This window comes from Chryseobacterium daecheongense (assembly GCA_027920525.1).
Lineage (GTDB): Bacteria > Bacteroidota > Bacteroidia > Flavobacteriales > Weeksellaceae > Chryseobacterium > Chryseobacterium proteolyticum.
The window spans coordinates 1,852,540-1,868,042 of record CP115858.1 but is presented as its reverse complement, the minus strand read 5'-3'; the positions used below and the strand labels follow the sequence as shown (position 1 = coordinate 1,868,042).

The 15,503-nt window shown below is 36.3% G+C and carries 15 protein-coding genes; 7 read left to right on the top strand and 8 right to left on the bottom strand.

The window, feature by feature from the left end:
• Nucleotides 1-179: 179 nt before the first annotated feature.
• A complete protein-coding gene (locus PFY10_08145) occupies nt 180-1,826 on the top strand; it encodes an alkaline phosphatase family protein (GenBank protein WBV58417.1) in 1,647 nt (548 codons plus the stop codon).
• A gap of 74 nt (nt 1,827-1,900) precedes the next feature.
• Here the strand turns inward: PFY10_08145 and PFY10_08140 are convergent, their stop codons facing one another.
• Both PFY10_08140 and PFY10_08135 read right to left on the bottom strand, forming a co-directional pair.
• Nucleotides 1,901-3,034 carry a hypothetical protein gene (locus PFY10_08140; protein WBV58416.1) on the bottom strand — a complete coding sequence of 378 codons (1,134 nt, stop codon included), beginning with the start codon at nt 3,032-3,034 and terminating at the stop codon, nt 1,901-1,903.
• Nucleotides 3,031-4,683, bottom strand: a complete 1,653-nt coding sequence (locus PFY10_08135; protein ID WBV58415.1) for an AraC family transcriptional regulator — start codon at nt 4,681-4,683, stop codon at nt 3,031-3,033. Before PFY10_08135 ends, PFY10_08140 begins: the two co-directional genes overlap by 4 nt.
• Before the next feature lie 149 nt (nt 4,684-4,832).
• Here PFY10_08135 and PFY10_08130 point away from each other — a divergent pair, with 149 nt between their 5' ends.
• Nucleotides 4,833-6,149, top strand: coding sequence for a T9SS type A sorting domain-containing protein (locus PFY10_08130; protein WBV58414.1), 1,317 nt, complete (start codon nt 4,833-4,835; stop codon nt 6,147-6,149).
• Nucleotides 6,150-6,235: 86 nt separating this feature from the next.
• On the opposite strand, the gene PFY10_08125 is transcribed toward PFY10_08130, so the two are convergent.
• From PFY10_08125 to PFY10_08100, 6 genes are all read right to left on the bottom strand, one after another.
• Complete coding sequence (locus PFY10_08125) at nt 6,236-6,544, bottom strand: barstar family protein (protein WBV58413.1); 309 nt, start codon at nt 6,542-6,544, stop codon at nt 6,236-6,238.
• Nucleotides 6,541-7,077, bottom strand: a complete 537-nt coding sequence (locus tag PFY10_08120; GenBank protein WBV58412.1) for a matrixin family metalloprotease — start codon at nt 7,075-7,077, stop codon at nt 6,541-6,543. Before PFY10_08120 ends, PFY10_08125 begins: the two co-directional genes overlap by 4 nt.
• A gap of 70 nt (nt 7,078-7,147) precedes the next feature.
• Nucleotides 7,148-7,630, bottom strand: coding sequence for a ribonuclease N (locus PFY10_08115; protein ID WBV58411.1), 483 nt, complete (start codon nt 7,628-7,630; stop codon nt 7,148-7,150).
• 75 nt (nt 7,631-7,705) lie between these two features.
• Nucleotides 7,706-8,497 carry an NAD(+) synthase gene (gene nadE / locus PFY10_08110; protein ID WBV58410.1) on the bottom strand — a complete coding sequence of 264 codons (792 nt, stop codon included), beginning with the start codon at nt 8,495-8,497 and terminating at the stop codon, nt 7,706-7,708.
• Nucleotides 8,498-8,511: 14 nt separating this feature from the next.
• Nucleotides 8,512-9,039, bottom strand: a complete 528-nt coding sequence (locus PFY10_08105) for an N-acetyltransferase (GenBank protein ID WBV58409.1) — start codon at nt 9,037-9,039, stop codon at nt 8,512-8,514.
• Nucleotides 9,036-9,569: a GNAT family N-acetyltransferase gene (locus tag PFY10_08100; protein ID WBV58408.1), complete on the bottom strand. Its 534-nt coding sequence runs from the start codon at nt 9,567-9,569 to the stop codon at nt 9,036-9,038. The genes PFY10_08105 and PFY10_08100 overlap by 4 nt, the downstream gene beginning before the upstream one ends.
• Before the next feature lie 165 nt (nt 9,570-9,734).
• On the opposite strand from PFY10_08100, the gene PFY10_08095 reads away from it, so the two are divergent.
• From PFY10_08095 to PFY10_08075, 5 genes are all read left to right on the top strand, one after another.
• Nucleotides 9,735-10,721 carry a gliding motility protein GldB gene (locus tag PFY10_08095; protein WBV58407.1) on the top strand — a complete coding sequence of 329 codons (987 nt, stop codon included), beginning with the start codon at nt 9,735-9,737 and terminating at the stop codon, nt 10,719-10,721.
• A gap of 85 nt (nt 10,722-10,806) precedes the next feature.
• On the top strand, nt 10,807-11,709 hold the full coding sequence (locus PFY10_08090; GenBank protein WBV58406.1) for an ATP-binding cassette domain-containing protein: 903 nt from the start codon (nt 10,807-10,809) through the stop codon (nt 11,707-11,709).
• Nucleotides 11,710-11,720: 11 nt separating this feature from the next.
• Nucleotides 11,721-13,919: a thioredoxin-like domain-containing protein gene (locus PFY10_08085; protein WBV58405.1), complete on the top strand. Its 2,199-nt coding sequence runs from the start codon at nt 11,721-11,723 to the stop codon at nt 13,917-13,919.
• Between the two features lie 24 nt (nt 13,920-13,943).
• Nucleotides 13,944-14,270 (top strand): gliding motility protein GldC, encoded by a 327-nt coding sequence (gldC, locus tag PFY10_08080; protein WBV58404.1) that lies wholly within the window; start codon nt 13,944-13,946, stop codon nt 14,268-14,270.
• Between the two features lie 92 nt (nt 14,271-14,362).
• The gene (locus PFY10_08075; GenBank protein ID WBV58403.1) at nt 14,363-15,502 is read left to right on the top strand and encodes a cystathionine gamma-synthase; all 1,140 of its coding nucleotides are present in this window, start codon (nt 14,363-14,365) and stop codon (nt 15,500-15,502) included.
• Nucleotide 15,503: the final 1 nt, after the last annotated feature.

Below are 15,503 nucleotides of genomic sequence, written 5' to 3'. Positions count from 1 at the left end.
AAATCTTATTTTCATATTGCATATGCAGTCGTTCAATAGAAAAAGACTGATACGGAGAATATCTTTAGACTCATTTAGTATATCAGTTTTAATTAAGATATAAAATCCAAATTTAATCAAAATTTCATACTACAAAACTTTCAAAACCCTTAAATTTGCTAGCAATAAAAATTTACCAGATGCTTAGGAAAATTTCAATTGCGGCACTTACCATGTTGTCCGTAGTTACAATTGATGCTCAGAAGAACAAAAATTCTCAATTAGAAAGACCCAAATTAGTTGTAGGCTTAGTTGTAGATCAGATGCGTTGGGATTATCTGTACCGCTTTTACAATAAGTATGGAAATGATGGTTTTAAAAGATTGCTGAATACAGGTTATGCTTTAAATAATGTTCATATTCCTTATGTACCCACGATAACAGCTCTGGGACATACTTGTATTTATACAGGCTCTGTTCCGGCTATTCATGGAATTGCAGGAAACGACTGGACTGATAAGGAGACAGGAAAGAATGTCTATTGTACTACCGATGAAAGTGTACAGCCTGTTGGAACCACAAATACTAAAATAGGAAGCCACTCGCCGAAAAATCTTTGGTCGACAACTGTGACGGATGAGCTAAAATTAGCAACCAATTTCCAGGCAAAGGTAATCGGGGTATCTTTAAAAGACAGAGCTTCCATTCTTCCGGCAGGACATACTCCAAACGGAGCGTTCTGGTTTGACGATTCCACAGGGAATTTTATTACCAGTACTTGGTATATGAATGATCTGCCACAGTGGGTGAAATCTTTCAATTCACAAAATTTACCTGAAAAGCTGGTTGCTAACGGATGGAATACTTTATTGCCTATTAATCAATATACAGAAAGTGCACCGGATAACTCTGCTTGGGAAGGTCTTTTAGGAAGTGCAAAAACACCAACATTCCCTTATAGTAATCTAGCAAAAGATTATAAAGATAAAAAAGACAATATCCGCTACACTCCTTTTGGTAATACCTTGACGTTGAAATTAGCTGAAGCTTCAGTGGAAGGGGAGAAGTTAGGAAATGATAATGTTACAGATTTCTTAGCGATCAATCTTGCTTCAACGGATTATGCGGGACATAAGTTCGGACCTAACTCGATTGAGGTAGAAGATGTTTATTTAAGATTAGACCAGGACCTTGCAGAATTCTTTAATTATCTTGATTCTAAGGTAGGAAAGGGTGAATATACTGTTTTTCTATCTGCAGACCATGGTGGAGCACATTCTGTAGGTTTCCTGCAAGAGCATAAAATTGCTACAGGTTTCTTTGGAGAAAATAGCCAGAAAGATATCAATCAGAAATTAAAAGAGAAATTCGGAGTAGACAAACTGATTAATGCTGTAGACAACTATCAGATTTATTTTGATAGAAAATTATTAAAAGATAATAAGATCGAATTAGATGATGTGATAAATTTTACAGTTAAAGAATTGGAAAATGATCCTACCGTTTTATATGCTGTTTCTGTAACCAAAGTACAGGAATCTTCGATCCCGGAACCCATTAAGCAGAGAATTATCAACGGAATCAACAGGCAGAGAAGTGGAGACATTCAGCTGATCTCTCATGATTCCATGCTTCCGTCTTATGCAAAAACAGGGACAACGCACAGTGTATGGAATTCATATGATTCTCATATTCCGTTATTATTTATGGGATGGGGAGTTCAGCACGGAGAAAGTAATAAACCTTATTTTATGACGGATATTGCTCCTACAGTGTCTTCTTTACTTAAAATTCAGTTTCCAAGTGGTACGGTTGGAAATCCTATTACGGAAGTGATTGGAAAATAAACTTACCACATAGTATACATTATTAAGCATTCCTTTCGGGATGCTTTTTTGTTGGTCATGCTGAAATTTTCAGATTATGATCTGATCAGTAATTGAATTTCTTTATGGTATTTATTATTTCGTTTTCTAATACTTACGATGAAGTAAATGAGAATAGCAATAATTGCTGAACCGGATAAAATAATCCCAATACTAAGATAGTTGTATTTATTTCTAAGTTCTTTCGCTTTCTTCTGTGTTTCCCTGTTGTGGTTATTGATGGAATGATTAATGGAGCTTAATTCACTTTGTTCCCTTTTAAATCGCATTTCAAAATACTTTTTGTTGTAAACCTGGTAAAGGTCAGGCTTTCCCATGGCCAGATAGTTTTCTGACATTTCTTTGTAGATTCCCTCATTGAGGATGAGGTCTCCTGTATTTTGAGAAAGGCTTTCTGCCTGGATAAGAAGTCCCAGGGCTTTTTCATTTTCCCGGTTTTGCTTGTACATTTCTGCCAAGCCTTTAAGGGCAAATGCTTTGAGACTTTTGGCATTGAGTTTTTCTGCGTATTGTATAGATCTGATAAATGCCTGCCTGGCTTTTTCCTGTTCATTCAGATTAAGATAACAATATCCTATGTTGTAATAAACCACACTCATATTGGCAAAGGTGGTTTTCTTCATTTTTACTTTTTCAAAATTCCCGATAGAGATCAGGAATTTTTCCAGAGCAATTTCCGAGTTGGACTGGCTTTTATAAATCATGCCCCGGATAGCATAGCTTCTAGCTGTTTCAATAAGTTTTTCAGGAGATTCTTTTGGAAGACGCTCTAAATAACGGTCAGCCTCATTAAGGGTTTCCAGACTCTTACTGAATAGTTCCATTTGCTGGTATTGTATAGCTACGGAAACCAAAACACTGGTTTGTAGTTTCAGATCGTTGGTCTTTTGAGCCAGGTCTTTTGCTTTCAGAATATATTGAAATGATTCATCAAAGTTTCTTTTTGCAATATTTGCGGTAGACAATAACAGATAAACAGATATGGACTTGTTAATATCCTTTTCCTTTTTCAATAAATTTTTTCCAATGGCTATAGCGTGATCGGGGTTATCATAAATATCGAGGCGGGCCTTTTTGAGCAGTGAATCATGAGAAATGCTCTGAGCACATACGAAAAAAGAGTTAACAAATAATATGATCATAAAAATGGTATGGGATCCTATTCTCATAATGCTTTATTTTTTGTGATTTCCTGAATATATACATTGGGAGACATTCCCGTTACTGATTTAAATACTGTTGTAAAAGCACTGTGCGACGAAAATCCTGAAAACTCTGCCAGATAGCTTACTTTATAGTGAAGAAAGCTGGAATCTGTCTTTAATAAATGAGCGATATGGTTGATCCTGAGCTCGTTGATGTACCCGTTAAAATTTTTACCTTTGCTGGTATTGATTACTTCAGATAAATATTTGGTGTTAACTCCCATCTGTGCGGATAAAGATGAAAGAGACATATTGCGGTTAAGGTACCGGTGAGATTGCTCCCACTCATTCAATTTTTGGAGAATTTCTTTTTCTTTCTCTTTCGAAATTTTATGGGTGTCTTTTTCAGAGTTAAGGTCAATTCTGTTTTCTTTTCCGGTCTCCACATGATCTGTTTTAAGAGGAGCGGAAAGTGCCCGCAGTTTTTGTTTTTCAAAAAAGTACAGCTGTTTTTTCAGGTCCTTATTTTTGTTTTTTTCCAGAAAGAAATAGATAACCAATGCTGTAATAACTGCAAGAATGATAAAGGTTAAAATCCATAATTTCCTGGACTCATTCTGTTTCTGGAATTCAAGGTTGTTATTCTGGTAAGTTTCTACCAATTTAACGATATACCGTATACCTTCTTTTTGATTGGAATCAAGTTTAGATCTTAATTCGGTATACAGCTTATTGTATTGATGGTATTTTATATCATTATGTAAAGCGAAATTGGTTTTTGCCAGTGATTCATATATCTTCAGTTTCAAATTATTATAAGGAAGATCTTCAATTTCAGAAAGTCCTTTTTCAAGATGGGCAAGGGCTGTTTTATAATTTCCGTTAAGAAAATAATAACGGGATAAATTTTCATTGGCTAAAGCGGAGAGAAAAGGTTGGTCGGGGCTTCTCTCAACATCAGAAATAACAAGATCCAATATTTTTTTAGCATCAATATACTTGTTTTGCCGAAGCAGATAGGAGGCACGGAAGATTTTATTTTCTATGCTGATCATGCGGTTTTCCTCATTATGAAGATCAATATACTGATCACTTTTGCTAAGATTCGCAAAAGCGGTATCAAAATTTCTTATAATGGCAGAATTGATGGCTTGCAGTTGATACAGTTTGGCAACGGTAATTTTAGACTTCGGGCTGTCATTTTTTAATAGTTTAGGATCTGATAAAAGACGGGAAATGATCTCTCCGGACTGGTTATACAAATCTAAATTCTGATATTGATCCGCGAGATTATAATCGCTGAACAGCTGCATAAAATAAGAAAGGTTTTTTCTTTCGGAATCATTTTGCTGTGCTGATGTTGTAACGGATTGTACATAATCCCCTTTCATGGCGTAAGCCTGTGAGATTATATTTTGCAGGACCATTTTATGCTCTGTATTCTGGTCGCTGATCAATAAGCTTTGGGTATAACTGATACAGTTATCCGGATTCTGGTAAAGCTTCTGAAATGCTTTATCTGCTAAAATGGAAAAATCGGGGCCGGATTGCGCATGGTAAAAAACGGAGGATAAAAAAGTCAGGAGTAAAATCGTACATTTTATGACACTACAAGATAAAAATAATTCGTTTTTTGCTTTTCTTTTTTCAATCGTCTTACAATCTGTCCTCAAAGTTGAATTTTTATAATATGGTGATTTTTAATTATTTAAATTTTAAATGTTTTTGGATTTCACGAATTATGTAAGCCAAATTCTTTTTAAATGGTAAATATAATATTAATATTGTTTTCGTCAATTCAAAATATTAAAACCAAATAAATATGGAAAACTTTTACAAGATTTTAACAAAAACAGTATACGCTTACTTTTTATTCAACCTGTTTTCGGTCATGAATGCTCAGGTGACGGTGATGGCGACAGCCAATTACTCACCAGGTGCAGTATCTGATAATGGGGTTGTAAGCATGCAGAGTAGTGGTGGTCAGATTTTTAAATGGGATGCCGTTAACGGGTTGTCTCAGATCGGAGCAACCTCTAATGGCTATCCCGGTGCAGGGAGAGCTGTAATTTCTAATGACGGAACAAAAATTGCCTCTACAATGACCAATACGGGTACGGGATTTAATGAAATATCAGTTTATGATATCGCTAATTCAACATGGACTTCCCTGGGAGGACTTGTTCCTACAGGATGGGACGGTTCTGTAAGTTCTACCTGGGGATTGTCGTATGACGGAAGTATCATTGTAGGATTAGGATGGTTAACTGCTGCCAATGCTCATGCGGTAAAATGGACTGCACAAAACGGGATGGTAGACCTGGGAAGCATGGTTTCGGGAAGAAGTTCGAGGGCTAATGCCGTAAATGCTGATGGGACGGTTGTGGTTGGCTGGCAGGATGAAGACAACGGAACCAGAAGTGGTGCTAAATGGGTGAATGGAACAGAAAGCTATATTACAGACAGTAACGGAAATAATGTTGGCGAAGCAGGAGCCGTTTCTGCCGACGGAAACACAATAATAGGGGCAGGTATGCCCAATCCTTATGTATGGAACAGTACTTCAGGACTTACTTACATTACACATCCTAATTCCTCAGCCTTCTTCAGAGGCGGTGCAACCGGAATTTCTGCTGATGGCGGAACGGTAATAGGTTATTTCAGGCCTTTTGCAGCACCTCCGATGTCTGGAGAAGGCTTTATATGGACTGCTGCCGGGGGGAGAATCAATCTAAATGATTATGCGGCAAGCCTAGGGATCAATACTCAGGGAATAACGATGTCCCTGCCGTTGGCTATTTCCCATGATGGGAAAAAAATAGCGGGTGTTGGGACCAATTCTTCCAATCAGATTGTAGCATTCTATCTGGACCTTTCTGAATTCTTATCTACCCACGAAGCAATCAAAAAAGGTCAGGGAATATCTGTCTATCCCAATCCGGTAAAAGATATCCTCTACGTGAAAGGAATTGAAAAAATAGAAAAAGCTGAAATTTATAATATGGTCGGTCAGAAAGTAATGACCTCAGATTCTGCAGGAAATCAGATTAATGTTTCCTCATTGTCGACAGGGAATTACATACTGCAGATTTTTGTGAAGGGGGAAATTTTACAAAGTCTAAAATTCATTAAACAGTAGATAAAAATTGGACACTTTTATTTGACTCAGGCCAAAAAAACTCGCAGATACATCTGCGAGTTTTATTTTTTTGATGGGATTTAAGTTTAGTCTTCTTCGGAAGCTTCTTCGTCATCATCTTCATACTGCTCCAGGTAATAGCTGAAAGTAAAACCCTCAAGCTCTTCTTCTGCATCCTCCAGGGTGGTGAGCAGGTCCTCAAATAATTCCAGCTGATCTACCGTTAAATTAACAAACTCAAGATGCAGAGGCATTTCCAGGTCACCCGTAATAACATCATAAAGGGCATCAAGATTGTCCCCAAAATGTTCCGGAAGACTGATTTTCTCTTTCAACTGGCTATAGAAATCTTCATAATCTCCTATATCTGTAAAATCTATATATACTGTTTTCATATTGAATTGAATTTCCAATTTTTATTTATTAAAAAGGCTTTGCATTTTTTGCAAAAATCCACCTCTTCATCTGTGGGATTTTTACCTTCTGCGCTCCTCATAAAACATGTTTTTTCAGGGCAATGCTCCAATCCCTGTGTGTGACCAAGTTCATGAATGGCAATTTTAAAAAGCTGTTCATCAGCTTTTGCTTTATTTAATCTGAAATTTGATGCTACGCATGCTTTTCCGGGTCTATAACCGAGTCCCATTATACCAAAGTCTTTTATTTTACCCTTAGTGGTGCTTATATCTTTTGATGTTAAGCCGATTGTGACATAACCTCTGTCGGTTCTGTTATTTAAAAATCTGATAACAGAATCAGCCTTGTAGCGTTTTCTCTCCGGATAATAAGCCTCTTTCGGTAAATCTATAGCATTCAGAATTTTTATATCCGGATATATTTTCCTGATCTCATTGCTTACGAATTTTACACTTTCAGGTTTTAAATCATTAAATGGCTGAACCAATACTATCAATCCTTTATTTTCCATTGTCAGCTTATGCGATTTATCTGAACAGGAAAATAGAATAAGCATCAGCATCAGAATACTGATTAAGCAGCTACTGTTTTTCAAAACTTTTATAATGATTTTTGGTAAGATATACATCCCCATCTTTTGTGAAAATAATGCGGTCGGCATTTCTACTTCCACAACTGTAATTTACATCAGCTTCATAGTATTGATTCCCTTGCGGAAGACTTCTTTCTCTGTTTCCGAAGCGGTCTCCTCCTATGGCACGTCCGGGGAGAACATCGCAAAGATTTCCCTTCGAAGGATTCCAGCCAAGCTTTCTGGCTTCATTTTTTGTAATGTAATAATCAGGTAACTGATGATGTTCCTTTACATAAATCATTACCGTTTTTTCTGCGGTAAGCTGATCGATAGATTGTTGATTTGCTGTACCGGCAGTTGTGTTGTATTCAGCTTTTGGATTCTGAATATCTTTTTCTGTACCAGAAAACTTATTGAAAATATACATCACGAACATTCCAAACAGAAGGCCGATGCAGGCAAAAAATACGGGTCTCATTTTACTATTCATACTCTATTATATACTTTACCAATATAAACAATCTACCAATTTTACCGAGACGGTGATATTAGCATACTGATTATTTTATGATCTCCATTCTTCAGGAATATCACAAACAGGAATAGGATTCATTTTATGCTGGGCTGCTTTATGCATTCTGTCAAATATTAAGAATACCTCGCGATCACGTCCCTCATAATCTTCTGCAGTTTTAGAACCATATTCCTTCTGGATCTTTTCAAGTTCCGGATAGGTGGCACCAATTTGTTGCTCGTCAGTTCTTTCTACATCCCAAAGTCCATCTGTAGGAATGGCTTCCTGGATATTTTTAACAAGGTTCAAGGCTCTTGCAAGTGTATAAACTTCTGTTTTATAAAGGTCTGCAATAGGGGAAACATCAACACCTCCGTCTCCATATTTGGTGTAAAATCCGATTCCGAAATCCTCGACCTTATTTCCGGTTCCACAAACCAATAAGCCGTTAAGCTGTCCATAATAATATAAGGTAAGCATACGCAAACGTGACCTTGTATTGGCAAAAGCTAATTTTTCATTCGGATACAAATCATCCTTTACATCGAAAGTCTTGTACAGTTCTTCAAAAGCAGGAGTCAGATTAACAGACATGGCTTCTACATTAGGAAATCTTGACTTAAGATCATTCATGTGCTCCCATGCACGATTTACCTGATCTTCTTTCTGACGGATCGGCATTTCTATTAATAAAGTCTTCAGACCGGTCATAGCTGCTAGTGTTGATACTACTCCGGAGTCAACACCTCCCGATACTCCAATCACATATCCGTTTACTTTTGATTTTTCTGCGTAATTTTTTAACCAGCTTACAATATGATCAATTACTTTTTGTGTCTGCATTATATATGATATTTTTAATCTATTCCAAATTCTTTAGGATATGTTACAATCCCGGTTACATTTTTTAAAGCATCGGGTATCAATTCTATAGCCATCCCATTTTCTTCCGGAAGGTCAAAAGGAAATGATATTCCAAAATTACTTGTTTTTTTATATCCAAATCTCGGATAATACTTTTCATGGCCTATTAAAATCACTGATTCATAACCCAATTCCCTGGCAATTTTATGTCCATAACTGATCAGTTGACTACCTATTCCTTGTCCCTGATGTTGCGGTTTCACGGAAACAGGAGCCAGAGCCAATGAATTGAAGGCTTTGTCATTATTTTTAACGGACAGCCTGGTAAAAAGTATATGGCCGACAATTTCGTTTTCTATTTCGGCGACAATGGATAATTCTGGAATGAAAGCATCCGATTTTCTTAGCTTTTCTACTAAAAACTGTTCCTGATGGTCGCTGTGTTCCGCATTTTTAAATGCCTGTTCCACCAATTCAAAAACCTGTGGATAATCTTTTTCCAGTTCCTGTCTTACAATCATTTTTTTGAATTGTATTTTTCACGTTTCAGTTCATACCAAAAGCATATACCGTCCGGTTCTTCAAATTCCCCTTTATTTTCAAATCCTAACTTACTCAGTATATGATTGGAACCATTGTTCTCAGAATGCGCACAGGCATATATAATGGGGAGATCAAGATTATAAAACCCAAAATCCAAAGAAGCTTTTGCAGATTCAATCGCATATCCCTTACCCCAAAATTCAGGAATAAAACGATAACCGAGATCGTAAATGTTCTTGTAGCCATTTATTTCTGTAGTGATGAATTTTAAACCGCTCCATCCGATTAAAAGATTGCTCTTCTTTTCAATCACTGCAAATCTTCCCACACCATTATCCTCGTATTGCTGTTGAATCATTTTAATAACATTTTCAGATTCACTGATATCTTTTGCCGGGGGAGTACATACATACTTTACCACTTCCGGATCGGAATCCAGAAGGAAAAGACGCTCGGCATCATCAGCTTCGAATTTTCTTAGAATCAGTCTTTCAGTTTCCAGTTGCATATGTTTATTTTTTAATCAATAACAGATTTCGAAATGGAATGGGTATTTTAAATCATGAAAAAAGGAAAACATTGCAGCAAAGCAAGCTGTTTTATTTTATTTTATTTTCATCATGATATTATGTTTAAATCCGTATTTTCGTAACCTTAAATTTCTGTAAAAATAATGAAGATTTTTAGAACTATAGCGCTTTCTTCTATATTAGTTTTAGGATTGTATTCCTGCAAGAAAGAACCGGACAATGTATGGAAAGTAGAATTAAAGGAACCTGCCGAAAAAGTGGAGATGACAGATATTTCCAGTCAATTCTACGACCAGAATATCCCTCTGGAAAAATTTAAATCGGAGTTTCCTTGGTTTCAGGGTACTGTTTCTGATGAAGATTTTGGAAAGAGAAGAGCTGACGCAGAAGAAATAAAGATTTATAGAGAGGCCGTTGCAAAAATTGATCAGAAGAAACTCCAAAAAGAGCTTCAGGACCTGTTTTCACATATCAGGCATTATTTCCCGAAATTTAAAAGCCCTAAAGTGTATCTTTTTTCATCAGCGTTGCAGATGATTCAGGATCCGGTTTTTTATGATGAAAAAGGAAACCTTTTGTTTATAGATATTACCGGGTTCATGGGAGACAAAAACCCAAATTACAAAGGACTGGAATTGTATTTCCAGAAATCCATGAATCCAAACAATATTGTCCCTAAAGTATCAAGGATGTTTGCCGAAAACATTGTTCCTTTCTCTACAGATCATCAAAAGTTTATTGACCAGCTGATATATAACGGAAAAGTAATGATCCTCCAGGACGCATTTCTTCCGGATACTCCTGATTACCTTAAAATGAATTATACGAAACAGCAGTATGAGTGGGCAGTAAGCAATGAAGGCAACATCTGGAATTATTTTGTCGAGAATAATTTATTGTTTGGGGATGATCACAGACTGGAGGAGCGTTTTATCTCTCCGGGACCTTTTTCTAAATTTTATACAGATATTGACAATGAATCGTCTCCGCAAATCGGTATTTATACAGGATGGCAGATCTGTAAAAAATATCTGAAAGAAAAGCCTGAGGTAAAGCTTACAGATTTTCTTAAAATGGATGCAACTGAAATTTTTAACCAATCTGGTTATAAACCCGCTGTAACAAAATAGATTATTTTTAAGACCTATATAAGACCTTTTGTGAAGAACAAAAGGTCTTTTCTATTTTTTAGACACTAATCAAAAATACCTATGTATGGAAAATCTGATTACAATCCGGGACCTCAGTTACGGATTTTCAAAAAATAAACTTATTCTTAAAAATGTGAGCCTTTCAGTTCCGAAAGGAAGTGTTTTTGGGTTCCTGGGAGCTAACGGAGCGGGTAAATCAACGACCATGAAGCTTATGCTGGGCAGTATTCCCGATGAAAACAATACCATTGAAATTTTTAGTCAGAAATTACCTGAACTTTATCCTGATGGGTTTCAAAGGATCGGAAGCCTTATAGACAGCCCTGCCTTTTATGATCATTTGTCCGGCTGGGATAATCTTACTATTCTTTCCAAATTAAGAAACCTCCCTGATTCTGAGTGTGAAAGAGTTTTGAATCTGGTAGATCTCTGGGACAGCAGGAAAATGAAAATGAAGAAATATTCACTAGGGATGAAGCAAAGGCTTGCAATCGCTATGACACTTCTTGGAAATCCCGAACTTCTGATCCTCGACGAGCCCGTGAATGGTCTTGATCCTAACGGGATGTTAGAGATCAGAGAACTATTGCTTAAACTCAACAAAGAACAGGGTATCACGATATTCATTTCAAGTCATTTGTTGCAGGAAGTGGAAAAAATGGTCACCCACCTTGCTATTATATCGCATGGAGCCATCAAATTTTCCGGAAGTGTTGAAGAGCTTAACACGCATTACCGCCATAACCATATGAGGATAGGACTCAATAATGCACCTCAATTTTTACAACATATTCCTGAATATTATGCCCCTGAGATAATTGATGATCATACTTTAGAAATTACCGTGCAATCAAGGGAAGACATCATCAGACTTACCAAGAAACTGGTTGTAAATGAAGCCGAGATTTTTGAAATCAAAAATAGTGCGGGATTGGAAGATTGGTTCATGGAAATAACAAAAAATTAAAAACAGCACAAATGAAAAAGTTAACAACACTCATCAATACGGAATGGCTTAAAATAAAAGGTTTGGGATTGGTTTATTTAGCAATAGTACTTGGTATGCTGATTCCTCTTCTTGCTTTTTTGACCAATACCTTTAATCCCCGATTTATTACAGAGGAAGAGCTTCCTCTTTCTGTTTTTGAAAGCTCTATAACGGATAGTTTTAAAGCCTTTTCCATCTTTTTTCTTTTGCTTTATATCGTTATTGCGGCCAACAGGATCGCTCAGGTAGATCATAAAAATAATGGATGGCAGCTCATGGAAACTCAGCCCATCAGCAAACTGCAATTGTATCTCGCAAAATATGTGGTATTGTTATTACTAAGTTTCTTATGTATTGCTTCTTATTTTACATTCAGTAATATCTTTTCATTTCTGGATTATTATATTCACCCAAGTACAACAAAATTGTTAAGCTTCGATACAATCTGGATGCTTAAGATGTTCATAAGATTATGCATCGGAGTATTGGGTGTGGCAGCTGTTCAGCTCTGCATATCAGTAGCTTTTCCAGGTTTTATATGGGCTTTTTTGGTGGGTATTTTAGGGCTTATAGTCAATACCTATTCTCTGGTACAAAGAGCAGCATTTCCTTTTTGCCCCTACAACTCTATGTATATTCTGTCCAAAACACCTAATGTAAGAAACCTGAATTATTTTATCACTTACAGTGAATATCTAAGTATATTCTGGGCCATTGTATTTTTTATTATAGGTTATTTCTGGTACAGAGGAAAAGGATTTAAATCTGCATTTCTACGTCATAAAAAGCAGATAATACTTTCATCTGTTTTTATTATAGTTTCAGCAGGAATATTTTTCATTATACAGCAACCTAAAGATTACAAAAGTAAAGGTGCAGGGGTTGTTATCAAAGGTACATTATATACTGATCTAAAGATTGATTCTGTAAAAATATTCTCTAAGGATTTTCATAAGCAGGTAGGAAGTGCCATTGTAAAAAACGGATCATTCCTGTGGGAAACCCGTCAACAGATTCCATTTGATCAATATAGTCTTGAATTTGGAACCAAAAGAATCGATTTCATGATGGGAAGCGGAGACCGTTTTGATTTTGACATCCGTTGTAATCCTTTAAAAATTCAATATTTTCTAATCTCCAACAGGTCTGCCGAACAGCAGTATAATACAGAAGAAGATGGATTCGGATATGAATTCTCATATGCTGTCGAGCAACAGAAATACAATGATAATCCTTCAGAGTTCTATCAGCTAGCGCAATCCGATTGGAATAAAAATATTAAGAGATTGGAACATTATACAGATGCCGAAAATAATGCCTTATCTGATGAATATAAATCTTACAGGAAGCAGCTTCTTGCCATTCAGTATTTGAACGAGATTAATAACTATCGGAAAATGACTTCCTGGGATGACCCTAAATTTGCTGCTCCGAAAGAATTTTTAAACGAACTGAATTCTAAAATTAAAAATCCGACGGTTCTGTTAAGTAAAAATGATGATTACTTACAATACAGATTGGATAAAATGCTTACCGACAGGGACCGGTTGTCCAATCCTGACAGTATTCTTTTTGTGAAATTAAATGCGTTACCTGGTAATATCGATAAAGACCGTTTGGTCAGCAAACATCTTATAAAGACCATGGAGCTGGAATCGGATAGTACTTTAAGGAAGCAGCTTTTTGAAAGAGAATTCCGGATGTTAGGAGATAATGATTATAAAAAGCTGGCAACATCGAAATATGAACAGCTGAACATCTCTCAAAAAGGAGCCGCATTTGTAGATTTAAAATTTCTGGATAACAAAGGGAAGTCGCATCAGCTTTCGCAATACCGTGGAAAATATGTGATCATTGATTTATGGGCAACATGGTGTGGTCCTTGTAAACAGATCCGGCCGATATTTGACATGAGAAGTATTAAATATCAATACTATAGTAATATTCAGTTTATTTCGATAAGTCTTGACCAGGATAAATCAAAATGGCTGAATTATCTAAAAACAAAACCATCCAAAGTACCTCAATACTGGCTGGCGGATGCTCAGGAGTTTATGAGCAGGTATAAAATTCAAACTATTCCCAGATTTATTATTATAGATCCTGATGGAAAAGTTTTTAACATGAACAGCCCTTTTCCTGATGAAGATAATTTCGTAGAAATTTTAGATAAGCTCAAGAAGTATTAACTTTGTGAAAAATTTAAAATTGATATGAGAAAGACTCAGATAACGATAGACGTTGAATTAGATGAAAATCACATTCCGGAAACCATAACATGGAATGCTCAGGATGGAGGAATTGAAAAAGAGGAAACTAAGGCAACGATGATTTCTGTTTGGGATGAAAAAGCAATGGAAGCATTAAGAATTGATCTTTGGACAAAAGAAATGCCTGTGGATCAGATGAAAATGTTCATTCACCAGATTTTAGTTTCATTAGGGAATACCTATCAGAGAGCGACAGGAGAAGAAGATGTGGCGCAGTGGATCGAACAAATGGCAGAAGAATTTGCAGTAAAATCTGCGATAAAAATGTAAACCAATTACTAATATATCAATCTTATAGTGTAATGCATCAATAGCATTTTTAAATAATTACACTATTGGATTGTTGGATTAAAAAAAATATTATGAATTTTAATACAAAAGTTATTCACGGTGGCCAGCACCATGAATCTGCAACAGGTTCCGTAAATGTTCCTGTATTTTTAACTTCTACTTTTGCACAAAAAAGTCCGGGTGTTCACTCCGGTTACGAATATTCGAGAGCTGCCAATCCTACAAGACAGGCTTTAGAAGATTCTTTGGCAAGTATTGAAAATGGAGCAAGAGGTCTTGCTTTCGGTTCAGGTCTTGCAGCGATCGATTGTGTTTTGAAGTTACTGAACCCGGGAGATGAGGTAATAGCTGTTGATGATTTGTATGGTGGAACATACAGAATGTTTACAAGACTTTTTGAGAAATACCAATTGAAATTTACTTTCGTGAATTTTGATGATGTTTCTAAAATTTCAGAATTTATTACAGATAAAACAAAGCTGATCTGGGTAGAAACACCTACGAATCCTCTGATGAAATTAGTGGACATCAAAGCTGTTGTTGATATCGCTAAAGGAAAAGATATTTTGGTAGCCGTAGATAATACTTTTGCAACGCCTTATTTACAAAGACCTATCGATCTGGGAGCTGACATTGTTATGCACTCCGCAACAAAATATTTAGGAGGACATTCTGACGTTATTGCAGGAGCTCTTATTGCTAAAGATGCAGAATTGGGAGAGAAACTACATTTCATCCAATTTGCAAGTGGAGGTATCTTAGGACCACATGATTCTTATCTGGTTCTTAGAGGGATTAAAACCCTGGCATTAAGAATGCAGAGACATTCGGATAACGGACTGGAAGTCGCTAAATATCTTGAAACCCACCCTGCAGTTGATAAGGTAATCTATCCGGGATTGGAATCTCATCCACAGTATGAATTAGCAAAATCCCAAATGAAGGAAGCTGGAGGAATGGTTTCATTTACTTTTAAATCCGGAAAGAAAGAAGATGCCATCAAATTCCTGGAAAGAGTAAAAGTCTTCACCCTTGCTGAATCTTTAGGTGGAGTAGAATCTCTTGCTAATCACCCGGCATTGATGACTCACGCTTCCATTCCTGCTGAAAAAAGAGCTGAATTAGGCATCACGGATGATTTGGTTCGTCTAAGCGTTGGAATTGAAGATGCTGAAGATCTTATCGCTGACCTGGAAAGAGCTTTTTCTTAAT

Excerpts from the sequence above, each read along its gene's own strand:
- PFY10_08140 (WBV58416.1), bottom strand. The coding sequence starts at position 3,034 with ATGAGAATAGGATCCCATACCATTTTTATGATCATATTATTTGTTAAC.
- PFY10_08105 (WBV58409.1), bottom strand. The coding sequence starts at position 9,039 with ATGATTGTAAGACAGGAACTGGAAAAAGATTATCCACAGGTTTTTGAA.
- PFY10_08145 (WBV58417.1), top strand. The coding sequence starts at position 180 with ATGCTTAGGAAAATTTCAATTGCGGCACTTACCATGTTGTCCGTAGTT.
- nadE (WBV58410.1), bottom strand. The coding sequence starts at position 8,497 with ATGCAGACACAAAAAGTAATTGATCATATTGTAAGCTGGTTAAAAAAT.
- PFY10_08075 (WBV58403.1), top strand. The coding sequence starts at position 14,363 with ATGAATTTTAATACAAAAGTTATTCACGGTGGCCAGCACCATGAATCT.
- PFY10_08130 (WBV58414.1), top strand. The coding sequence starts at position 4,833 with ATGGAAAACTTTTACAAGATTTTAACAAAAACAGTATACGCTTACTTT.
- PFY10_08125 (WBV58413.1), bottom strand. The coding sequence starts at position 6,544 with ATGAAAACAGTATATATAGATTTTACAGATATAGGAGATTATGAAGAT.
- PFY10_08120 (WBV58412.1), bottom strand. The coding sequence starts at position 7,077 with ATGGAAAATAAAGGATTGATAGTATTGGTTCAGCCATTTAATGATTTA.
- PFY10_08095 (WBV58407.1), top strand. The coding sequence starts at position 9,735 with ATGAAGATTTTTAGAACTATAGCGCTTTCTTCTATATTAGTTTTAGGA.
- PFY10_08090 (WBV58406.1), top strand. The coding sequence starts at position 10,807 with ATGGAAAATCTGATTACAATCCGGGACCTCAGTTACGGATTTTCAAAA.
- gldC (WBV58404.1), top strand. The coding sequence starts at position 13,944 with ATGAGAAAGACTCAGATAACGATAGACGTTGAATTAGATGAAAATCAC.
- PFY10_08115 (WBV58411.1), bottom strand. The coding sequence starts at position 7,630 with ATGAATAGTAAAATGAGACCCGTATTTTTTGCCTGCATCGGCCTTCTG.
- PFY10_08085 (WBV58405.1), top strand. The coding sequence starts at position 11,721 with ATGAAAAAGTTAACAACACTCATCAATACGGAATGGCTTAAAATAAAA.
- PFY10_08100 (WBV58408.1), bottom strand. The coding sequence starts at position 9,569 with ATGCAACTGGAAACTGAAAGACTGATTCTAAGAAAATTCGAAGCTGAT.